Source organism: Microbacterium sp. GCM10027623 (genome assembly GCF_042666935.1).
Classification (GTDB): domain Bacteria; phylum Actinomycetota; class Actinomycetes; order Actinomycetales; family Microbacteriaceae; genus Microbacterium.
In genome coordinates this window covers 366,864-383,006 of the sequence record NZ_JBHTHE010000003.1, presented here as the reverse complement: position 1 = coordinate 383,006, position 16,143 = coordinate 366,864, and the positions used below count along the sequence as shown (strand labels likewise).

Here is a 16,143-nt window from a genome sequence, read left to right as displayed (position 1 = left end):
GTTACATGTGCGACCCGACGCGCTCTCGCCGTCGAGCCGCATACACGGCTTCAGTGACGAAAGAGGGCGGTAGAGCGTGTCGAACCAGGTGACCGGCGTCGCAGGCGACGGGGGGTTCGGAGCCAATTCGTGGCTCGTGGACGAGCTGTACGAGCAGTTCAAGCAGGATCGCAACTCCGTCGACAAGGAGTGGTGGCCGATTCTGGAGAATTACACGCCGGATGCTGCCGCGCAGGAGAGCTCCTCTCCGTCCGCCTCCGCACAGGCCGGCAGTCCGGTCACCGCCCCGATTCCCGTGATCGGCGCGCAGCCGGTCGCGCGCACCACGGCCAAGCCCGCGAAGCAGGCACCGATTCCCGCTCAGGCGCCGAAGCCTCAGGCCAAGGAGGAGGCTGCCCCGGCCGACGAGGAGAAGGTGACCCCGCTGCGGGGAATGCCGAAGACCCTCGCGGCCAACATGGATCAGTCGCTGAGCGTGCCCACCGCGACCAGCGTGCGCACCATTCCCGCGAAGCTGATGATCGACAACCGCATCGTCATCAACAACCACATGTCGCGCACGCGCGGCGGCAAGGTGAGCTTCACCCACCTCATCGGCTGGGCGCTGATCCAGACGCTGAAGGAGTTCCCCAGTCAGAACGTCTTCTACGCCGAGGTCGACGGGAAGCCCTCGGTGGTCGCCCCCGCCCACGTGAACCTCGGAATCGCGGTCGACATCCCCAAGCCCGACGGCACCCGTGCGCTGCTCGTGCCCAGCATCAAGCGCGCCGACACCATGTCGTTCAGCGAGTACCTCACCGCGTACGAAGACCTCATCTCGCGCGCTCGCAGCAACAAGCTGACCGCGGCCGATTTCGCCGGCACCACGGTCTCGCTGACCAACCCGGGCGGCATCGGCACCGTGCACTCGGTCCCCCGCCTCATGAAGGGCCAGGGATGCATCATCGGCGCCGGGGCTCTGGACTACCCCGCCGAGTTCCAGGGCTCGAGCCAGAAGACGCTGACCGAACTGGGCATCGGCAAGACGATCACGCTGACCAGCACCTACGACCACCGTGTCATCCAGGGTGCGGGCTCGGGCGAGTTCCTCAAGAAGGTGCACGAGCTGCTGATCGGCGAGCGCGGCTTCTACGACGACATCTTCGCCGCTCTGCGCATCCCCTACCAGCCGATCCGCTGGAACGCGGACATCGCCGTCGACCTCGCCGAGCGCGTGGACAAGCAGGCGCGCGTGCAGGAGCTCATCAACTCCTACCGGGTGCGCGGGCACCTGATGGCCGACATCGATCCGCTGGAGTACGTGCAGCGCTCGCACCCGGACCTGGAGATCGAAAGCCACGGGCTGACGTTCTGGGACCTGGACCGCGAGTTCGTGACCGGCGGATTCGGCGGCAAGCGCGTAATGAAGCTGCGCGACATCCTGGGCGTACTGCGCGATTCGTACTGCCGGACACTCGGCATCGAGTACATGCACATCCAGGACCCCGAGCAGCGGCGCTGGTTCCAGGAGAAGCTCGAGGTCAAGTACGTCAAGCCCGGCCACAACGAGCAGCTGCGCGTTCTGAGCAAGCTGAACGAGGCCGAGGCGTTCGAGACGTTCCTGCAGACGAAGTTCGTCGGACAGAAGCGCTTCTCCCTCGAGGGCGGTGAATCCCTGATCCCGCTGCTGGACGAGATCCTGCAGGGCGCGGCCAACGCCGGCCTCGACGGTGCGGCGATCGGCATGGCCCACCGCGGCCGACTCAACGTGCTCACCAACATCGCCGGCAAGACGTACGGCCAGGTGTTCCGGGAGTTCGAGGGTTCGCTGACCCCTGGCAACACGCGCGGCTCGGGTGACGTCAAGTACCACCTCGGCACCGAGGGCACCTTCATCGCCGAGGACGGCGCCGAGCTTCCCGTCCACCTGGCGGCCAACCCGTCGCACCTGGAGACCGTCGACGGCGTGCTCGAGGGCATCGTCCGCGCCAAGCAGGACCGCAAGCCGATCGGCACCTTCGCCTGGTTGCCGATCCTCGTGCACGGCGACGCGGCCTTCGCCGGGCAGGGCGTCGTCGTGGAGACGCTGCAGATGTCCCAGCTGCGCGGCTACCGCACCGGCGGCACCGTGCACGTCGTCGTGAACAACCAGGTCGGCTTCACCACCCTGCCGACCGACTCGCGCACGTCGGTGTACTCCACCGACGTGGCGAAGACCATCCAGGCGCCGATCTTCCATGTGAACGGCGACGACCCCGAATCGGTCATCCACGTCGCCCGGCTCGCGTTCGAGTACCGCGAGCGCTTCCACAGCGATGTCGTGATCGACCTGGTCTGCTACCGCCGCCGCGGTCACAACGAGGGCGATGACCCGTCGATGACCCAGCCGCTGATGACCGACCTCATTCAGGCGAAGCGCTCCGTGCGCAAGCTGTACACCGAGGCGCTGGTGGGTCGCGGGGACATCACCCAGGAGGAGTACGACCAGGCCAAGGCCGACTTCCAGAGCCGCCTGGAGGTCGCGTTCGCCGAGACGCACGCCGCCGAGACCGGCGCGACGCCGATCGCCCCCGACCTGACTCCTGTCGACGAGCAGATCGGCTCTCCGGACGTGACCGGCGTCCCGCTCGAGGTCATCCACCTCATCGGCGACGCGCACGCGAACAAGCCCGACGGGTTCACGGTGCACTCCAAGCTCCAGCAGCAGCTGGACAAGCGCGTGACGATGAGCCGCGAGGGCGGCATCGACTGGGGCTTCGGCGAGCTGCTCGCCTTCGGCTCCCTGCTCGTCGAGGGCACCCCCGTGCGCCTGGCCGGCCAGGACTCCCGACGCGGCACGTTCGTGCAGCGTCACGCCGTGCTGCACGACCGCAACAACGGCCAGGAATGGCTGCCGCTGACCAATCTCTCCGACAGCCAGGGGCGCTTCTTCGTCTACGATTCGCTGCTCAGCGAGTACGCGGCGCTCGCCTTCGAGTACGGGTACTCGGTCGAGAACACCGAGGCGCTGGTGCTCTGGGAGGCGCAGTTCGGTGACTTCGTCAACGGCGCACAGTCCGTGATCGACGAGTACGTCTCCGCCGCGGAGCAGAAGTGGGGCCAGCAGTCCGGCGTCGTGCTCCTGCTGCCGCACGGCTACGAGGGCCAGGGGCCCGATCACTCCTCCGCGCGCATGGAGCGCTTCCTGCAGCTGTGCGCTCAGGAGAACATGACCGTGGCGCGTCCGTCGACCCCCGCCTCGTACTTCCACCTGCTGCGTCGCCAGGCGTACGCCCGTCCGCGCAAGCCGCTGATCGTCTTCACGCCGAAGGCGATGCTGCGTCTGCGCGGCGCGACCAGCCAGGTGGAGGACTTCACGCAGGGCCGCTTCGAGCCCGTGATCGACGACGACCGGGGCCTCGACCGCTCTGCCGTCAAGCGCGTACTCGTGCACTCCGGCAAGATCCACTGGGACCTGCGCAGCGAGCTGGAGAAGAACCCGAACCCCGAGATCGCCCTCGTCCGGCTCGAACAGTTCTACCCGACGCCGATCGACGCGCTGAAGCAGATCACCGACTCCTACCCCGGCGCCGAGCTCGTGTGGGTGCAGGACGAGCCCGAGAACCAGGGGGCGTGGCCGTTCCTCGCGCTCGCGTTCGCGGATGTCCCCGGGGATCGTCAGTTCCGGTCGGTGACCCGCCCGGCCGCCGCATCGCCGGCCACGGGATCGTCCAAGGTGCACGCCACCGAACAGGTCCAACTGCTGAAGACCGCCCTGACGCTCGGCTGACCACCCCTCTGCCGCAATGCGACGGATGCCGCTCCTCCACCGTGGGGAGCGGCATCCGTCGCATTGCGGGGAGCGCGTGCCGGACGCCACGAGTGCCCGAAGCCGCGGTCGCCGCGGGCGCCGACGGCCGCGCGCGGAACGCGCCGCGCGGTCAGTACCAGATGCTGAGGAACGGCGCCGGATCCGTGTGCAGCGCCCGGCTGAGCGCGGCGATGACCTCAGGGTCGCCCTGCACGCGCCCGGCCGCCGCGAGCTGGCTCAGCGGCACACCCCCCGCGTAGACGGTCGACAACTCGGACACGCCCATCGTCACGCCGGCGGCAGCCGAGGTCTCCTCCACGACTGCCGCGCCGAGGACGTCGGCCTGCAGACGCCAGGTGCCGTCGGCGAGCCCGAACGGGTCGGTCACGCGCAGCACCACATCCAGTGGTGCGGCGAAGCGGCGCGCGCGCAGCACCGCCGGCACATCCAGCACTCGCAGCCAGCCGTGATCGTGCACGGTGACCTCGACCGAGCGCTGATCCGCGACGAGGTGAAGGATCGGGTCGTCGGTCGGCCGCAGCGCGGCTTCCACCCGGTCGACCAGGTCGTGGTTCACGGCGAAGCCCCACAGTGCGCGCTGCGCCTCATCGGTCTCCGCAGCCAGGTGACGGATCGTCATGGTGCTGCGATGCGAGTCGGGTTGCTCCTTCATGCTGAACGACATCGCCCCGCGCAGCCTGTCGTCGGCGTCCAGGTACAGAAGACCCCGCACCGCGGCGTCGGTCTTCGCACCGTCTGCGGTGATTCCCGCGAGACCGAGCCAGCGGCGGCCCCACCCCGGGATCTGCCCGGTGCGCGCGTGCCGGGCGTTCTCATGCACGGCGCCGAGATCCACCGCCAGGCGCGCCTTCTCGACGTATTCCAGCCGACCTGCGGCCTCCGGGCCTCTCCATCCGGCATGTCGTGTCGAGATCGCCACTCGTGCCGCCTGGACGGCGGGCCCGAAGCCGTACCGGCCGTAGATCGTGGCCTCCGTCGCGGTGAGACCCGCGACCGGCACGCCTGCCGAGGCAGCGGCACGCAGTTCTCCCTCGAGCAGGTTCCGCGCGATGCCGCGGCGGCGATGGGTCGCCGACACCGTGACCATGCTGATCGCCCACATCGGGATGGTGCCGCCTGGCACGGTCATGTCGGCGACCCAGGAGTTCACCGTCCCGACCGGCAGCGCGTCGGCGGTCGCGCCCCTTGGATAGACGGCGACGTTGCGCCGGTCGGCCCACGTCGAACGCATCTCCGTGATCTCGGGATCGGTCGGCTCGGCGCCGAGGAAGCCGCGTTCCGTGGCGCGCGCGTAACCCGCCGATACCTCCGGATCCGAGATGTCGACGACACGGTAGTCGTACCCCGCGTCCTCGAGTCGCTTCGCCGAGTTCTCGTCTGCGGGTACGGTGCGCGCGTCGATGGAAGTCACCCGCCCACACTACCCACACGCGGCGCCCGTGCGTCGGGGCCGAGCGCTCAGTGGGAGGCGGCCTGCGCGACCCTCAGCCGCGCGAAGACCTGCTCGCGCAGCTCCTCGGGCGCTGTCTCGCGGCATGCACGCGCGATGACCTCTGTCAGCGTCGTGGCCACGAGCGCCTCGTCCTTGCAGGACGGGCAGTTCTCGAGGTGCTCCCGGATCTCGGCGTGCTCGGTGTTGCACACCTCGTTGCGCAGGTACTCCTCCAGGTCACGGCGGGCCTTCTCACAGCCGCAGTCACTCATTTCTCGCTCCTCGTTCGAGCCCCGGCGATTCCTCGCTCGGCGGCATAGTCCGCCAACAGCTCCCGCAGCATCCGTCTGCCCCTGTGCAGACGGCTCATGACGGTGCCGATGGGTGTCTTCATGATGTCGGCGATCTCCTGGTAGGAGAAGCCCTCGACATCGGCGAGGTACACGGCGAGACGGAAGTCCTCCGGCACCTCCTGCAGAGCATCCTTGACCACGGATGCCGGCATGCGGTCGATGGCCTCGGCCTCGGCCGAACGGCTGTGCGTGGCGGTGGTGGATTCCGCCCCGCCCATCTGCCAGTCCTCGAGCTCGTCGATCGTGCCCTGGTACGGCTCGCGCTGGCGCTTGCGATAGATGTTGATGTACGTGTTGGTGAGGATGCGGTACAGCCACGCCTTGAGGTTGGTCCCCTGCGAGAACGACGACCAGGCCGCGAAGGCCTTCACGAAGGTCTCCTGCACCAGGTCGGCCGCATCGGCGGGGTTGCGCGTCATGCGCATCGCCGCCGCATAGAGCTGGTCCATGAAGGGGATCGCCTGCTCCTCGAAATCGCGTCGAGGATCGCCGGATGCTGTGTCGTCCATCACCGGCCAGTCTAGGCGCGACAGCGCCTCGGCATCGGCCGTCTCCGTCCGGGTGCGAATCAGCGTGGCCTGCATCGGTCACCTCCCTCTCCGTGTGTCGCGGGCTTCACTAGGCTAAGAACCGATGAGCACTCAACGGTATTCCCCTTCCCCGCCTCGGGGTGCGTACCTCGCACCGGGCAGCGACGCGCCCGTGCACGCCTCCGTGAGCATCCCCGGGTCGAAATCCCTCACCAACCGCGAGCTGATGATCGCGGCGATAGCCGACGGCCCGGGTCATCTGGTGCGCCCGCTGCACTCCGACGACTCGCGTCGCATGGTCGACGCGCTGCGCCTACTGGGCATCGGGATCGAGGAGGTGCCGTCCGACGGCGAGTTCGGACCCGACCTGCTGGTCACCCCCGCCCCGCTGCGGGGCGGCGTCACCATCGACTGCGGCCAGGCCGGAACGGTGATGAGATTCATCGCCCCGCTCGCCGGCCTCGCGTCCGACGACGTGCACGTCACCGCCGAGGAGAACGCGCTGCACCGTCCGATGGGCGCCCTCATCACCGGGCTGCGGGACCTGGGCGTCGACGTCGACGACGAGGGCACCTGGTCGCTGCCGTTCACCATCCGCGGGCACGGCCGCATCCGAGGCGGGCGCATCGAGATCGACGCGTCGGGCTCGAGCCAGTTCGTCTCGGGACTGCTGCTGGCCGCTCCCCGCTTCGACGTCGGCCTGCACCTGGTGCACACCGGCGACCACCTGCCGAGCCTGCCGCACATCGACATGACCATCGAGTCGCTCAGCCGTCGCGGCATCCGGATCGAACGGCCCGCGGTCGGCGAGTGGCTCGTCGAAGCGGGCGTCCCCCGCGCCAAGGATGTCACCATCGAGCCGGACCTCTCCAATGCCGCGCCCTTCGTCGCCGCAGCGCTCGTCACCGGCGGCGAGGTGACGATCGGCGGCTGGCCGCTGCACTCCACGCAGCCGGGCGCCCTGCTGCCGGACATCCTGCACGCCATGGGCGCGCACACCACCCGCCACGGCGGCGCGCTGACGGTCCGCGGTGGCGACGGCATCCGCGGTCTCGAACTGGACCTGTCGGCGGCGAGCGAACTGACCCCGACCATCGTGGGACTCGCGGCGTTCGCCGACGGGCCGACCACCATCCGCGGTGTGGGGCACATCCGCACCCACGAGACCGACCGCATCGCCGCGCTCATCGGCAACCTGCGCGGACTCGGCGGAGAGGCGGAGGAGCTGCCCGACGGGCTGCGCATCATCCCCCGACCGCTGCACGGCGGCGCCTGGCCCGCCCATCACGATCACCGCATGGCGACCACCGGGGTCCTGATCGGCCTGCGCGTCCCGGGAGTCGAGATCGACGACATCGGCACCACGACGAAGACGCTGCCCGAGTTCACGCTCCTGTGGGAGCGGATGCTGAGGGGCGCCCCCGCGTGAGCTGGCTGGGCGACGACGACCCGCTCGACGACTTCGAGGAGTTCGACGAGAGCAGCATCCGGACGCGCCCCAACCCGAAGGCCAACCGACCGCGTACCAAGCGCCGTCCCGCGCATGAGGACGCCCGGATCGGGCGCATCCTCGGCGTCGACCGCGGCCGGTACAGCGTCCTGATCGATGAGGATCAACCGGACGAGCGCCTGGTGACCGCCACCAGGGCGCGCGAGCTCCGGCGCACCGCGATCGTGACCGGCGACCGCGCGCGCGTCGTGGGCGACACATCCGGCGACGACGGGACCCTCTCACGCATCGTGGGTCTCGTCGAGCGCACCTCGCTGCTGCGACGCAGCGCCGACGACACCGACCAGGTGGAACGGGTGATCGTCGCGAACGCCGATCAGATGCTCATCGTCGTCGCAGCCGCCGATCCCGAGCCACGGGCACGACTCGTCGATCGCTATCTGGTCGCGGCGCTGGATGCCGGCATCCGCCCGCTCCTGGTGGTCACCAAGACCGACCTGGCCGACCCCGCGACCTTCCTCACCCACTTCGACGGACTCGATCTCACCGTGTTCACGAGCGAACGCGATGAGATGCCCGTGGACGAGATCGGCGCCGAGCTGATCGGCCGGTCGACGGTCTTCGTCGGTCACTCGGGAGTCGGGAAGTCGACCCTCGTGAACGCGCTCGTTCCGGGTGCTGGGCGGGCGACGGGGCACGTCAACGAGGTCACCGGGCGCGGACGCCACACCTCCTCTTCGACGGTGTCGCTGCGCTACACGACGCGGAACGGGCGCGGCTGGGTCATCGACACGCCCGGAGTGCGCTCCTTCGGGCTCGGGCACGTCGATCCAGCGAACATCCTGGCCGCGTACACCGAGCTCGCCGAGATCGCGGAGGAATGCCCGCGGGGCTGCACGCATCTGCCGGATGCCGCGGACTGCGCCTTGAACGAGGCTGCGGCCGAGGGACGCCTGAACGAAACCGGCAGGGACCGATTGGAATCCCTGCAGCGACTGCTGACGACCTTCGGGGACTCCCCTCGCTCCGGCGGATGATCTGCTCCGGCGGATAAGCTGAGGGGCGTGACCACGCTGCGCCTGGAACCCGGTTCCCCTGCCCCCGACTTCACCCTCTCCGACCAGGACGGAAACCCCGTCTCGCTGGCTGATCTGCGCGGTCAGAAGGTGATCCTGTACTTCTACCCCGCCGCGATGACCCCGGGGTGCACGACTCAGGCATGCGACTTCCGCGACAGCATCTCCTCCCTGCAGGGGGCCGGCTACAGCGTGATCGGCGTCTCCCGCGACGAACCCCGGAAGCTGCGGGAGTTCCGCGAACGCGACGCGCTCACCTTCCGGTTGCTCAGCGATCCCGACCATTCGGTGCACTCGGCGTACGGCGTCTGGGGCGAGAAGATGAACTACGGCAAGGTCATCGAGGGCGTCATCCGCTCCACCTTCGTCCTCGATGAGCAGGGCGTGATCGAGATCGCCCAGTACAACGTCAAGGCCACCGGCCACGTCGCGCGCCTGCGCAAGACCCTCGGCATCGACGCCTGACGCGCGTCGTCACCGGTCGTCGCGCTCTTCCCTCGCACGCTCCTGAAGACGGGAGTCCGAAGCGCCGTCGCGACGGACGGCCGCGATCAGCAGCGTCAGCCCGATGACACCGGCACCGCCGACGATCACGGCGAAGAGCCAGGGCGGAGGCTGGATGCTGAGGGCTGCCAGTGCGAGGGCGATCGCGAGCACCTGGAAGAGGATGCCCCCCGATCGCGCCCAGGACGCGCGGCGCAGTGTTCCCGCGGCGAAGGCGATGAGAGCCGCGGCCCCGAGCAGTGTCAGCACGATCAGCGCCACGCCGCTGGCCGGCGACGACGCGTCCCCGGCGCCGAGAGCGAACAGCTCGATGAGCGCGATGGCGACCAGGGCAGCACCCTCCAGTGCGAGAACCCCCGCGGCGAGGGTGGCGGCCCCAGACCGGCCCATCGGCACGCTCCTCCCAAGAGTTGTCAGAAAACCCTTGATTTCAGATTGTTTCTGTAACAAAATAGTAAAAGCCATGTGCTCCCACATCGGAGTGGGGCGGGTACTTTCCCCGCATGACCAGGCTAGCGGAATCCCGATCCGCTCCTGAACTCTCGTGCCGCATCAGCGGCCCCACACCGAAAACACCACTTCTGAGGAGCCTCAATGGACTGGCGCGATAAAGCGGCCTGCCTGACCGTCGACCCCGAACTGTTCTTCCCTGTCGGGAACACGGGTCCGGCCGTCGACCAGATCGAGAAGGCCAAGGCCGTCTGCGCCACGTGCACCGTCACGGAGATCTGCCTGCAGTACGCCCTGGAATCCGGTCAGGATTCGGGCGTGTGGGGCGGTCTCTCGGAAGACGAGCGCCGTGCGCTGAAGCGTCGCGCCGCTCGTGCGCGCCGCGCCGGCTGATCCGCATCCGAACGCAGAGGCGCCGGTGGGGAGAACCCCACCGGCGCCTCTGCGTTCTCGGTCAGACCGCTATCCACCGCATGGGGATGTCGATGGTCACCTGGGTGCCCTCCCCCTCGCGGCCCTGCCACTCGATCGTGCCGCTGAGCTCGCCCTGGATCAGGGTGCGCACGATCTGGGTGCCCAGCCCCTGCCCGACCCTGCCCTCGGCCAGTCCGTGGCCGGTGTCGATGACCTTCACCCGCAGCTGCTCGGAGGTGCGGGCTGCCTCGATGCGCACGATGCCCTCCTGACCGGCCAGGCCGTGCTCCACGGCGTTGGTGACGACCTCGGTGAGTGCGAGGGCGAGCGGCGTCGCGTATTCGCTCGGAAGAACACCGAAGCGCCCCTCGAGCTGGGTGCGCGCACGCGTGTTCGGCGCGGCCGCGACCTCGGCGACGAGCTTGAGCACACGGTCGAAGACCTCGTCGAAGTCCACGGTCTGCGACAGACCGCTGGCCAGCGTGTCGTGCACGACCGCAATGGCCTCCACGCGCCGCATCGCCTGCGTCAGCGCTTCCCGCGCCTCGTCGGAGTGGGTGCGGCGCGCCTGGATGCGCAGCAGTGAACCGACTGTCTGCAGGTTGTTCTTGACCCGATGGTGGATCTCGCGGATGGTCGCGTCCTTCGTGATCAGCTCCTGCTCCTGATGGCGGAGCTCGGAGACGTCGCGGCACAGCACGATCGCGCCGATCCGCGTGCCGTGATCCTTCAGGGGGATCGCGCGCAGCGACACCGTCACGCCGCGCGCCTCCATGTCGGTGCGCCACGGCGCTCGACCGGTCACGACCACGGGCAGGGACTCGTCGACCTGGCGCGAGGGCGGGATGATGTCGGTGGTCACATCGGCGAGCGACTCCCCCTCCAGCTCGTCATCGAAGCCCATCCGGTTGAACGCGGACAGCGCGTTGGGGCTTGCGAAGGTGGTGATCCCGTCCACGTCGAGCCGGATCAGTCCGTCCGAGGCGCGCGGCGCCCCCCGACGAGGCGCCGTGGGGGCGGAGAGGTCGGGGAACTCGCCCGAGGTGATCATGCGGAACAGATCGTTCGCGCATTCGTCGAAGCTGATCTGCTGACGCGACGGCATCCGCGCCTCACCGAGGTTCGTATGCCGGGTGAGCACACCGAGCACGACGCTCTCCTCGTCGTTGCGGATGATCGGCACGGCGCGCACCCGCGTCGGCGTCTCCTCGAACCAGTCGGGCGAGGACGAGTCGACGATCGTCCCGGACTCGAACGCCGACTGCACCTGCGTGCGCCACTGCGGGCGCACCTTCTCCCCGACGATGTCCCGATAGAACAGCGTGGCCGCGCCGCTGGGGCGTGAATGCGTCACGGCGACGAAGGAGCCGTCCGCGGTCTCGATCCACATGACGATGTCCGCCGAGGCGAGGTCTGCGAGCAGCTGCCCGTCTCCGGCGAGACGATGGAGCCACTCCACGTCGGCGTCGGTCAGGAGGCCTTGAGCGTGAACGAGATCACTGAGCGTTGACACTCGCCCAGCCTACCGGGGTCGGTCCGCCGACCACGGGCCGCCCGAGGTGTCAGAGCACGGCGAACGAGCTGGCCCGCCACCTGCTGTCGAGGCCCTCCAGCCGGATCGCGACGGCTCGTGTCCGTCCCGGGCCGGCCACGACGACGACAGCCTCGACGATGCCGTCGACGGGTGCGCTCTCCCGGATGGAGAGGATGTGGAAGGTCGGCCGCGTGGGCGTCACTCCGCGTGCGCTGCGGGCACGGGCGGACAGGTTCGCTCGCACGGCGAGCGCGCGGAACGCGTCCTCGCTCAGCCAGCGCGCCAGCTGGTCGACTTCGCGCACGCCAGCGAGCACCTCGAGGGCGCCCTGGGTGAGGCTCCTCAGGAGAGGGACAGGATCCGGCAGGCGTGCGGCCGACGTGGGCTGCGGTTCGAAGTACTCACTTGACGTCGTCGTCCTCATCCCCGCGTTCCCCCCGGCCCTGACAGTTCATCGATAGTGTGTGCGCGTAACGAATTCCCTTGCAGTGAACCATGGCTCCTCACGGGGAGGAACCCCCTCAGCGGGATCTGTGGATAACTCAGGCGCCCGACGTCAGCCCTCCCCTACGCTCGGATGCGTGGAATGGGAGCACCTCTTCGAAGACCTCGAGGGTCAGCTCGCTGCGGAGTGGGAGGCCGAGCGCGCGGCGCTGGATGCCGAGTCCGAGCGCCTGCGCATCTCGAAGTTGACGCTTCGTGATCGACTCCGTGCCCTGAGTGCGGACGCGCCGCGGCTCCTGGTCGAGCTGGCCGACGGCGACCACTGGGACGCGACGCTGCGCGCCGTCGGCTCCGATTGGATCGCCGTCGCAGCGGCCGGCGACACGCGTCTGCGGGTCGTGCCCCTGACGGCGGTCCAGGCCGTCGGCGCCGACCACGGCGCGCTCCTGGCCGGGCTGCGCTCGGATCCCGCCCCGACGGGTCTGCGGGAGCGGATGACGTTCGGCTTCATCCTGCGCGACCTGGCGCGGCGCCGTGCGCCGGTCACCATCGCTCGACGCGGGTCGGATCCTCAGCACGGCACGATCGACCGTGCCGGTGCGGACCACCTCGATCTCGCCCTCCACGACCCCGGTGAGTCGCGGCGGGCCCGCTCGGTGCGCGGATTCCGACTCATCTCCTTCGGCACCATCACCTGGGTGCGCGTCGAGAGCGGCGCGACCGCGGCACTCTGACAGGCGGCCGACCGAGGCTCGGTCAGTCCCGGTGGTACGGCGTGGTGCCCCAGAGCTCGGGGAAGCTCGCTTCGTTCGCCTGACGCCACAGCGCCATCCGCCTGGCCTCTTCGGACTGCTCGGAGAGATAGTCCGACAGACTGCGCTCCTCGATCCGCCAGCGCGGTGGTGAACCCAGCTGCGAGCCGCGCAGACGGCCCTGATGCACGAGGTCCACGACTTCGTCGATCTCGATGCTCAGAAGCTCGGCGACCTGCGCGGGGGCGAGGAAGCGAGGAGCCATCTCGGATGGTTCGGGCATGTCCTCATTCTCTCCCGGGCGCGGTCGCGACAACGCTGAGAATCCCCCCTGTGGATAACTTTTCAGGCACTTCTTCGGAATCTGTGACCATGGCAGCATGATGCACTCGCGAGCGCGCCGTCCGTTCTTCGGCGACCTCCGCTTCCTGGTCGGTCTCGCCCTCGTCGTCGTCTCCGTCGCCGGCGTGTGGCTGCTGGTGTCGTCCTCGCGTCAGACCACGCCGATGCTGCAGACGACGCGCGCCATCCTTCCTGGTGAGGCGATCGATTCGGCGGACTTCCGGGTCGTGGAGGTGGGACTCGGCGCTCTGACGGAGACCTACCTGGCTCCCCAGAACATGGCGGAGGGGACGATCGCGACGCGGACGCTTCCGAAGGGCGAGCTCGTGCCGCTGTCGGCGGTGGGAGATCAGGAGAGCGCCCGCACCACCACCGTCGTGGTGAGCAGCACCGCGCTGCCCGAGGGAGTGCGGGCGGGCACCGTCGTCGAGCTGTGGCATTCGCCGCTGCACAAGGACGGCCGCACCGTCGATGCTCCGCGGATCCTCGTCGGCGATGCCGTCGTCGCCGCCGTCGCCGAGTCCGAGGGCATGCTCAGCCAGAGCCGCACGGACGTCGAGGTCGTCATCGACCGCGCCGATGTCGCGGATGTGCTCGCGGCGGTCTCCAGCGGGTCGATCATCTCGATCGTCCCGGCAGGCGCGGGCTCATGACCTCCGTGATCGTCGCCGTGTCGGGTGAAGGCGCCGCGATGATGGCATCCGACCTCGAGCTCGAAGGCGTGGATGTGCGGCGCATCGATCCCTCCGAGGTTCGGGACCTCGCTCTGGCCGCGGTGGACGCTCTGCTGATCACTCCGACGAGGGGGACGCTCACGCCGGACCTCGTGAGCGCCTGTGATCGCGCCGGCGTGCGCATCCTCGCCGTGGGCGATGCCGATTCCCGCATCCTCTCCCGGTTCGGCCTGGGTGCGCCGCTGCCTTTCGAGACCCCGGCATGGCGGATCGTGCAGCTGCTCGCCTCTGCGCCGCTCGCCGCGGAAGCCAGCCCTTCCCCGCGTCCACGAGTGCTCGCGGTCTGGGGCCCCCAGGGCGCACCGGGACGCTCGACCGTGGCGATCCAGCTCGCTGTCGAGCTGTCACGAGCGGGTCGGCGCACAGCGCTGGTCGACGCCGACAGCGTCGCGCCCTCGATCGCTCTGCAGCTCGGCCTGGGTGATGATGCTCCCGGTCTCGCCGCCGCGTGCCGTCGCGCGGAGCTGGGCAGCCTCGACGTCGCAGAGCTCTCGCGCCTGTCCGTTCCCGTCGAGACGTCAGGTGGCACGCTGGAGGTGCTCGGGGGCTTGAATCGACCGAGTCGCTGGCCCGAGCTCGGAGCGTCGCGCGTGCGCACCACGCTCGCCGCGTGCCGGAACTGGCTCGATGACACCGTCGTCGACGTGTCCGCCGAGTTCGACGAGGACGACGATCCCCTGGACCCCGGGGCACCCACCAGGCACGCGTCGACCACCGCGGCGCTGCGGGAAGCCGATGCCGTGATCGCCGTGCTCTCCGCCCACCCGCTGGGCGTCAGCCGCTTCGTGCGCGGCTACGCCGAGCTGCGGCACCTGGTGGGAGGAACCCCGATCACGGTCGTCGCCAATCGGGTGCGCCCCGGTCCGCTGGGCATCGATGCCCGCGGTCAGATCCGTCGGACGCTCGATCGCTTCGCCGGGGTCGACGAGGTGTCCTTCCTCCCCCAGGATCAGCGCGCGGCGGACGCCGCTGCGCTGCACGCGCGAGCGATCGCCGATGTGTCGCCGCGATCGCCTCTCGTGTCGGCCGTGCGTCGCACGGTCTCCAGCCTGCAACCGCGCCAGGATCTCACTGCCGGTAGCTCGCGAGGAAGTTCCCGAGCCGCTCGACGGCTTCGCTGAGCACCCGGGGCTCCGGCAGCGTGACGACGCGCAGGTGGTCGGGATTCGGCCAGTTGAAGCCGGTGCCCTGCACCAGCAGGATCTTCTCCGACACGAGCAGGTCGTAGACCAGCTTCGCGTCGTCGCGGATGTCGTGGACGTTCGGATCCAGCTTCGGAAAGGCGTACAGCGCGCCCTCGGGCTTGACGCAGCTCACACCGGGGATCGCGTCCAGGCCGCGCCAGGCGATGTCCCTCTGCTCGTGCAGGCGTCCCGACGGAGCGATCAGCGATCCGATGGACTGCACGCCGCTGAGGGCCGCCTGCACGGCGTGCTGCGCGGGGACGTTCGGGCACAGTCGCGTCGACGCGAGCAGGGTGATGCCCTCGAGGAAGCCGTGCGCGTGGGATCTGGGTCCGGTGATCACCAGCCAGCCGGAGCGGAATCCGGCGACGCGGTAGGTCTTCGACAACCCGTTGAACGTCAGGCACAGCAGGTCGGGGGCGAGCGTCGCGGTGGGGATGTGCGTAGCATCGTCGAAGAGGATCCGGTCGTAGATCTCGTCCGAGAGCAGCAGCAGCTGATTCTCCCGGGCGATCTGGACCAGGCCCTCCAGCACCTCGCGGGAGTAGACCGCGCCCGTCGGGTTGTTGGGGTTGATGATGACGATGGCCTTCGTCTGCGGCGTCACCTTCGAGCGGATGTCCTCGAGGTCGGGCTGCCAGCCGTTCTCCTCGTCGCACAGGTAGTGCACGGGCGTGCCGCCCGCAAGGGAGGTCATCGCAGTCCACAGCGGATAGTCGGGTGCGGGGATGAGCACCTCGTCGCCCTCGTCGAGGAGCGCCTGCATGACCATCGTGATCAGCTCGGACACACCGTTGCCGAGATAGACGTCGTCGGGGTCGAACCGCGGAAAGCCCGGAATCTCCTCGTAGCGGCTCACCACGGCGCGGCGAGCGGAGATGATGCCCTTGCTGTCGCTGTAGCCGTGGGCGGTGGGCAGTGCGGCGAGCATGTCCCGCACGATCTGGTGCGGCGCCTCGAAGCCGAAGATGGCGGGGTTGCCGGTGTTCAGCTTGAGGATCTGGTGCCCCTCGGACTCGAGCCGGGCGGCCTCGACCAATGCCTTGCCCCTGATCTCGTAGAGAACGTTCTTGAGCTTGGACGACTGGTCCAGTGTGCGCCGGGTCATTCGCCCAGAATACCGGCACGGACAGGGCGGGACGCCGCCCGGGACC

Annotated in this window: 16 protein-coding genes; 8 read left to right on the top strand and 8 right to left on the bottom strand. The window is 69.2% G+C overall.

The features are described from left to right. The first annotated feature begins 76 nt into the window (after nucleotides 1–76). Complete coding sequence (locus tag ACFQY2_RS14215; protein WP_378746555.1) at nucleotides 77–3,748, top strand: multifunctional oxoglutarate decarboxylase/oxoglutarate dehydrogenase thiamine pyrophosphate-binding subunit/dihydrolipoyllysine-residue succinyltransferase subunit; 3,672 nt, start codon at nucleotides 77–79, stop codon at nucleotides 3,746–3,748. Nucleotides 3,749–3,899: 151 nt separating this feature from the next. On the opposite strand, the gene ACFQY2_RS14210 is transcribed toward ACFQY2_RS14215, so the two are convergent. The 3 genes from ACFQY2_RS14210 to ACFQY2_RS14200 are packed head-to-tail and all read right to left on the bottom strand — an operon-like array spanning nucleotide 3,900 to nucleotide 6,159. Continuing rightward, nucleotides 3,900–5,201 (bottom strand): GNAT family N-acetyltransferase, encoded by a 1,302-nt coding sequence (locus tag ACFQY2_RS14210; RefSeq protein ID WP_378746554.1) that lies wholly within the window; start codon nucleotides 5,199–5,201, stop codon nucleotides 3,900–3,902. Between the two features lie 47 nt (nucleotides 5,202–5,248). Continuing rightward, on the bottom strand, nucleotides 5,249–5,494 hold the full coding sequence (locus ACFQY2_RS14205; protein WP_378746553.1) for a zf-HC2 domain-containing protein: 246 nt from the start codon (nucleotides 5,492–5,494) through the stop codon (nucleotides 5,249–5,251). Next, on the bottom strand, nucleotides 5,491–6,159 hold the full coding sequence (locus tag ACFQY2_RS14200) for a sigma-70 family RNA polymerase sigma factor (protein WP_378746552.1): 669 nt from the start codon (nucleotides 6,157–6,159) through the stop codon (nucleotides 5,491–5,493). The genes ACFQY2_RS14205 and ACFQY2_RS14200 overlap by 4 nt, the downstream gene beginning before the upstream one ends. 49 nt (nucleotides 6,160–6,208) lie before the next feature. On the opposite strand from ACFQY2_RS14200, the gene aroA reads away from it, so the two are divergent. From aroA to bcp, 3 genes are read left to right on the top strand one after another with little or no spacing between them, the layout of a single operon-like run. After that, a complete protein-coding gene (gene aroA, locus ACFQY2_RS14195) occupies nucleotides 6,209–7,534 on the top strand; it encodes a 3-phosphoshikimate 1-carboxyvinyltransferase (protein ID WP_378746551.1) in 1,326 nt (441 codons plus the stop codon). Then, nucleotides 7,531–8,592 (top strand): ribosome small subunit-dependent GTPase A, encoded by a 1,062-nt coding sequence (gene rsgA, locus ACFQY2_RS14190; protein WP_378746550.1) that lies wholly within the window; start codon nucleotides 7,531–7,533, stop codon nucleotides 8,590–8,592. Before aroA ends, rsgA begins: the two co-directional genes overlap by 4 nt. A gap of 27 nt (nucleotides 8,593–8,619) precedes the next feature. Then, on the top strand, nucleotides 8,620–9,096 hold the full coding sequence (gene bcp / locus ACFQY2_RS14185; RefSeq protein WP_378746549.1) for a thioredoxin-dependent thiol peroxidase: 477 nt from the start codon (nucleotides 8,620–8,622) through the stop codon (nucleotides 9,094–9,096). A 9-nt stretch (nucleotides 9,097–9,105) separates the two neighbouring features. On the opposite strand, the gene ACFQY2_RS14180 is transcribed toward bcp, so the two are convergent. Continuing rightward, nucleotides 9,106–9,525, bottom strand: a complete 420-nt coding sequence (locus tag ACFQY2_RS14180) for a hypothetical protein (RefSeq protein ID WP_378746548.1) — start codon at nucleotides 9,523–9,525, stop codon at nucleotides 9,106–9,108. A gap of 204 nt (nucleotides 9,526–9,729) precedes the next feature. On the opposite strand from ACFQY2_RS14180, the gene ACFQY2_RS14175 reads away from it, so the two are divergent. Beyond that, nucleotides 9,730–9,978 (top strand): WhiB family transcriptional regulator, encoded by a 249-nt coding sequence (locus ACFQY2_RS14175; protein ID WP_071641453.1) that lies wholly within the window; start codon nucleotides 9,730–9,732, stop codon nucleotides 9,976–9,978. A 61-nt stretch (nucleotides 9,979–10,039) separates the two neighbouring features. Here the strand turns inward: ACFQY2_RS14175 and ACFQY2_RS14170 are convergent, their stop codons facing one another. After that, nucleotides 10,040–11,512 (bottom strand): sensor histidine kinase, encoded by a 1,473-nt coding sequence (locus tag ACFQY2_RS14170; protein WP_378746547.1) that lies wholly within the window; start codon nucleotides 11,510–11,512, stop codon nucleotides 10,040–10,042. A gap of 49 nt (nucleotides 11,513–11,561) precedes the next feature. Beyond that, nucleotides 11,562–11,957, bottom strand: coding sequence for an Rv3235 family protein (locus ACFQY2_RS14165; RefSeq protein ID WP_378746546.1), 396 nt, complete (start codon nucleotides 11,955–11,957; stop codon nucleotides 11,562–11,564). Between the two features lie 157 nt (nucleotides 11,958–12,114). Here ACFQY2_RS14165 and ACFQY2_RS14160 point away from each other — a divergent pair, with 157 nt between their 5' ends. Then, nucleotides 12,115–12,711: a hypothetical protein gene (locus ACFQY2_RS14160; RefSeq protein ID WP_378746545.1), complete on the top strand. Its 597-nt coding sequence runs from the start codon at nucleotides 12,115–12,117 to the stop codon at nucleotides 12,709–12,711. 22 nt (nucleotides 12,712–12,733) lie between these two features. Here the strand turns inward: ACFQY2_RS14160 and ACFQY2_RS14155 are convergent, their stop codons facing one another. Further along, nucleotides 12,734–13,012, bottom strand: a complete 279-nt coding sequence (locus ACFQY2_RS14155) for a helix-turn-helix domain-containing protein (RefSeq protein ID WP_378746544.1) — start codon at nucleotides 13,010–13,012, stop codon at nucleotides 12,734–12,736. Between the two features lie 97 nt (nucleotides 13,013–13,109). Here ACFQY2_RS14155 and ACFQY2_RS14150 point away from each other — a divergent pair, with 97 nt between their 5' ends. Both ACFQY2_RS14150 and ACFQY2_RS14145 read left to right on the top strand, forming a co-directional pair. Then, entirely contained in the window at nucleotides 13,110–13,724 is a 615-nt protein-coding gene (locus ACFQY2_RS14150; protein ID WP_378746543.1) for an SAF domain-containing protein, read from the top strand. Beyond that, the gene (locus ACFQY2_RS14145; RefSeq protein WP_378746542.1) at nucleotides 13,721–14,926 is read left to right on the top strand and encodes a CpaE family protein; all 1,206 of its coding nucleotides are present in this window, start codon (nucleotides 13,721–13,723) and stop codon (nucleotides 14,924–14,926) included. Before ACFQY2_RS14150 ends, ACFQY2_RS14145 begins: the two co-directional genes overlap by 4 nt. Here the strand turns inward: ACFQY2_RS14145 and ACFQY2_RS14140 are convergent. After that, nucleotides 14,874–16,097, bottom strand: a complete 1,224-nt coding sequence (locus ACFQY2_RS14140; RefSeq protein ID WP_378746541.1) for a pyridoxal phosphate-dependent aminotransferase — start codon at nucleotides 16,095–16,097, stop codon at nucleotides 14,874–14,876. The genes ACFQY2_RS14145 and ACFQY2_RS14140 overlap by 53 nt on opposite strands. Nucleotides 16,098–16,143: the final 46 nt, after the last annotated feature.

What these genes read in the sequence shown, in the direction of transcription:
- ACFQY2_RS14205 (WP_378746553.1), bottom strand. Translation starts at nt 5,494, where the DNA reads ATGAGTGACTGCGGCTGTGAGAAGGCCCGCCGTGACCTGGAGGAGTAC.
- ACFQY2_RS14200 (WP_378746552.1), bottom strand. Translation starts at nt 6,159, where the DNA reads ATGCAGGCCACGCTGATTCGCACCCGGACGGAGACGGCCGATGCCGAG.
- aroA (WP_378746551.1), top strand. Translation starts at nt 6,209, where the DNA reads ATGAGCACTCAACGGTATTCCCCTTCCCCGCCTCGGGGTGCGTACCTC.
- ACFQY2_RS14180 (WP_378746548.1), bottom strand. Translation starts at nt 9,525, where the DNA reads ATGGGCCGGTCTGGGGCCGCCACCCTCGCCGCGGGGGTTCTCGCACTG.
- ACFQY2_RS14175 (WP_071641453.1), top strand. Translation starts at nt 9,730, where the DNA reads ATGGACTGGCGCGATAAAGCGGCCTGCCTGACCGTCGACCCCGAACTG.
- ACFQY2_RS14165 (WP_378746546.1), bottom strand. Translation starts at nt 11,957, where the DNA reads ATGAGGACGACGACGTCAAGTGAGTACTTCGAACCGCAGCCCACGTCG.
- ACFQY2_RS14155 (WP_378746544.1), bottom strand. Translation starts at nt 13,012, where the DNA reads ATGCCCGAACCATCCGAGATGGCTCCTCGCTTCCTCGCCCCCGCGCAG.
- ACFQY2_RS14150 (WP_378746543.1), top strand. Translation starts at nt 13,110, where the DNA reads ATGATGCACTCGCGAGCGCGCCGTCCGTTCTTCGGCGACCTCCGCTTC.
- ACFQY2_RS14145 (WP_378746542.1), top strand. Translation starts at nt 13,721, where the DNA reads ATGACCTCCGTGATCGTCGCCGTGTCGGGTGAAGGCGCCGCGATGATG.
- ACFQY2_RS14140 (WP_378746541.1), bottom strand. Translation starts at nt 16,097, where the DNA reads ATGACCCGGCGCACACTGGACCAGTCGTCCAAGCTCAAGAACGTTCTC.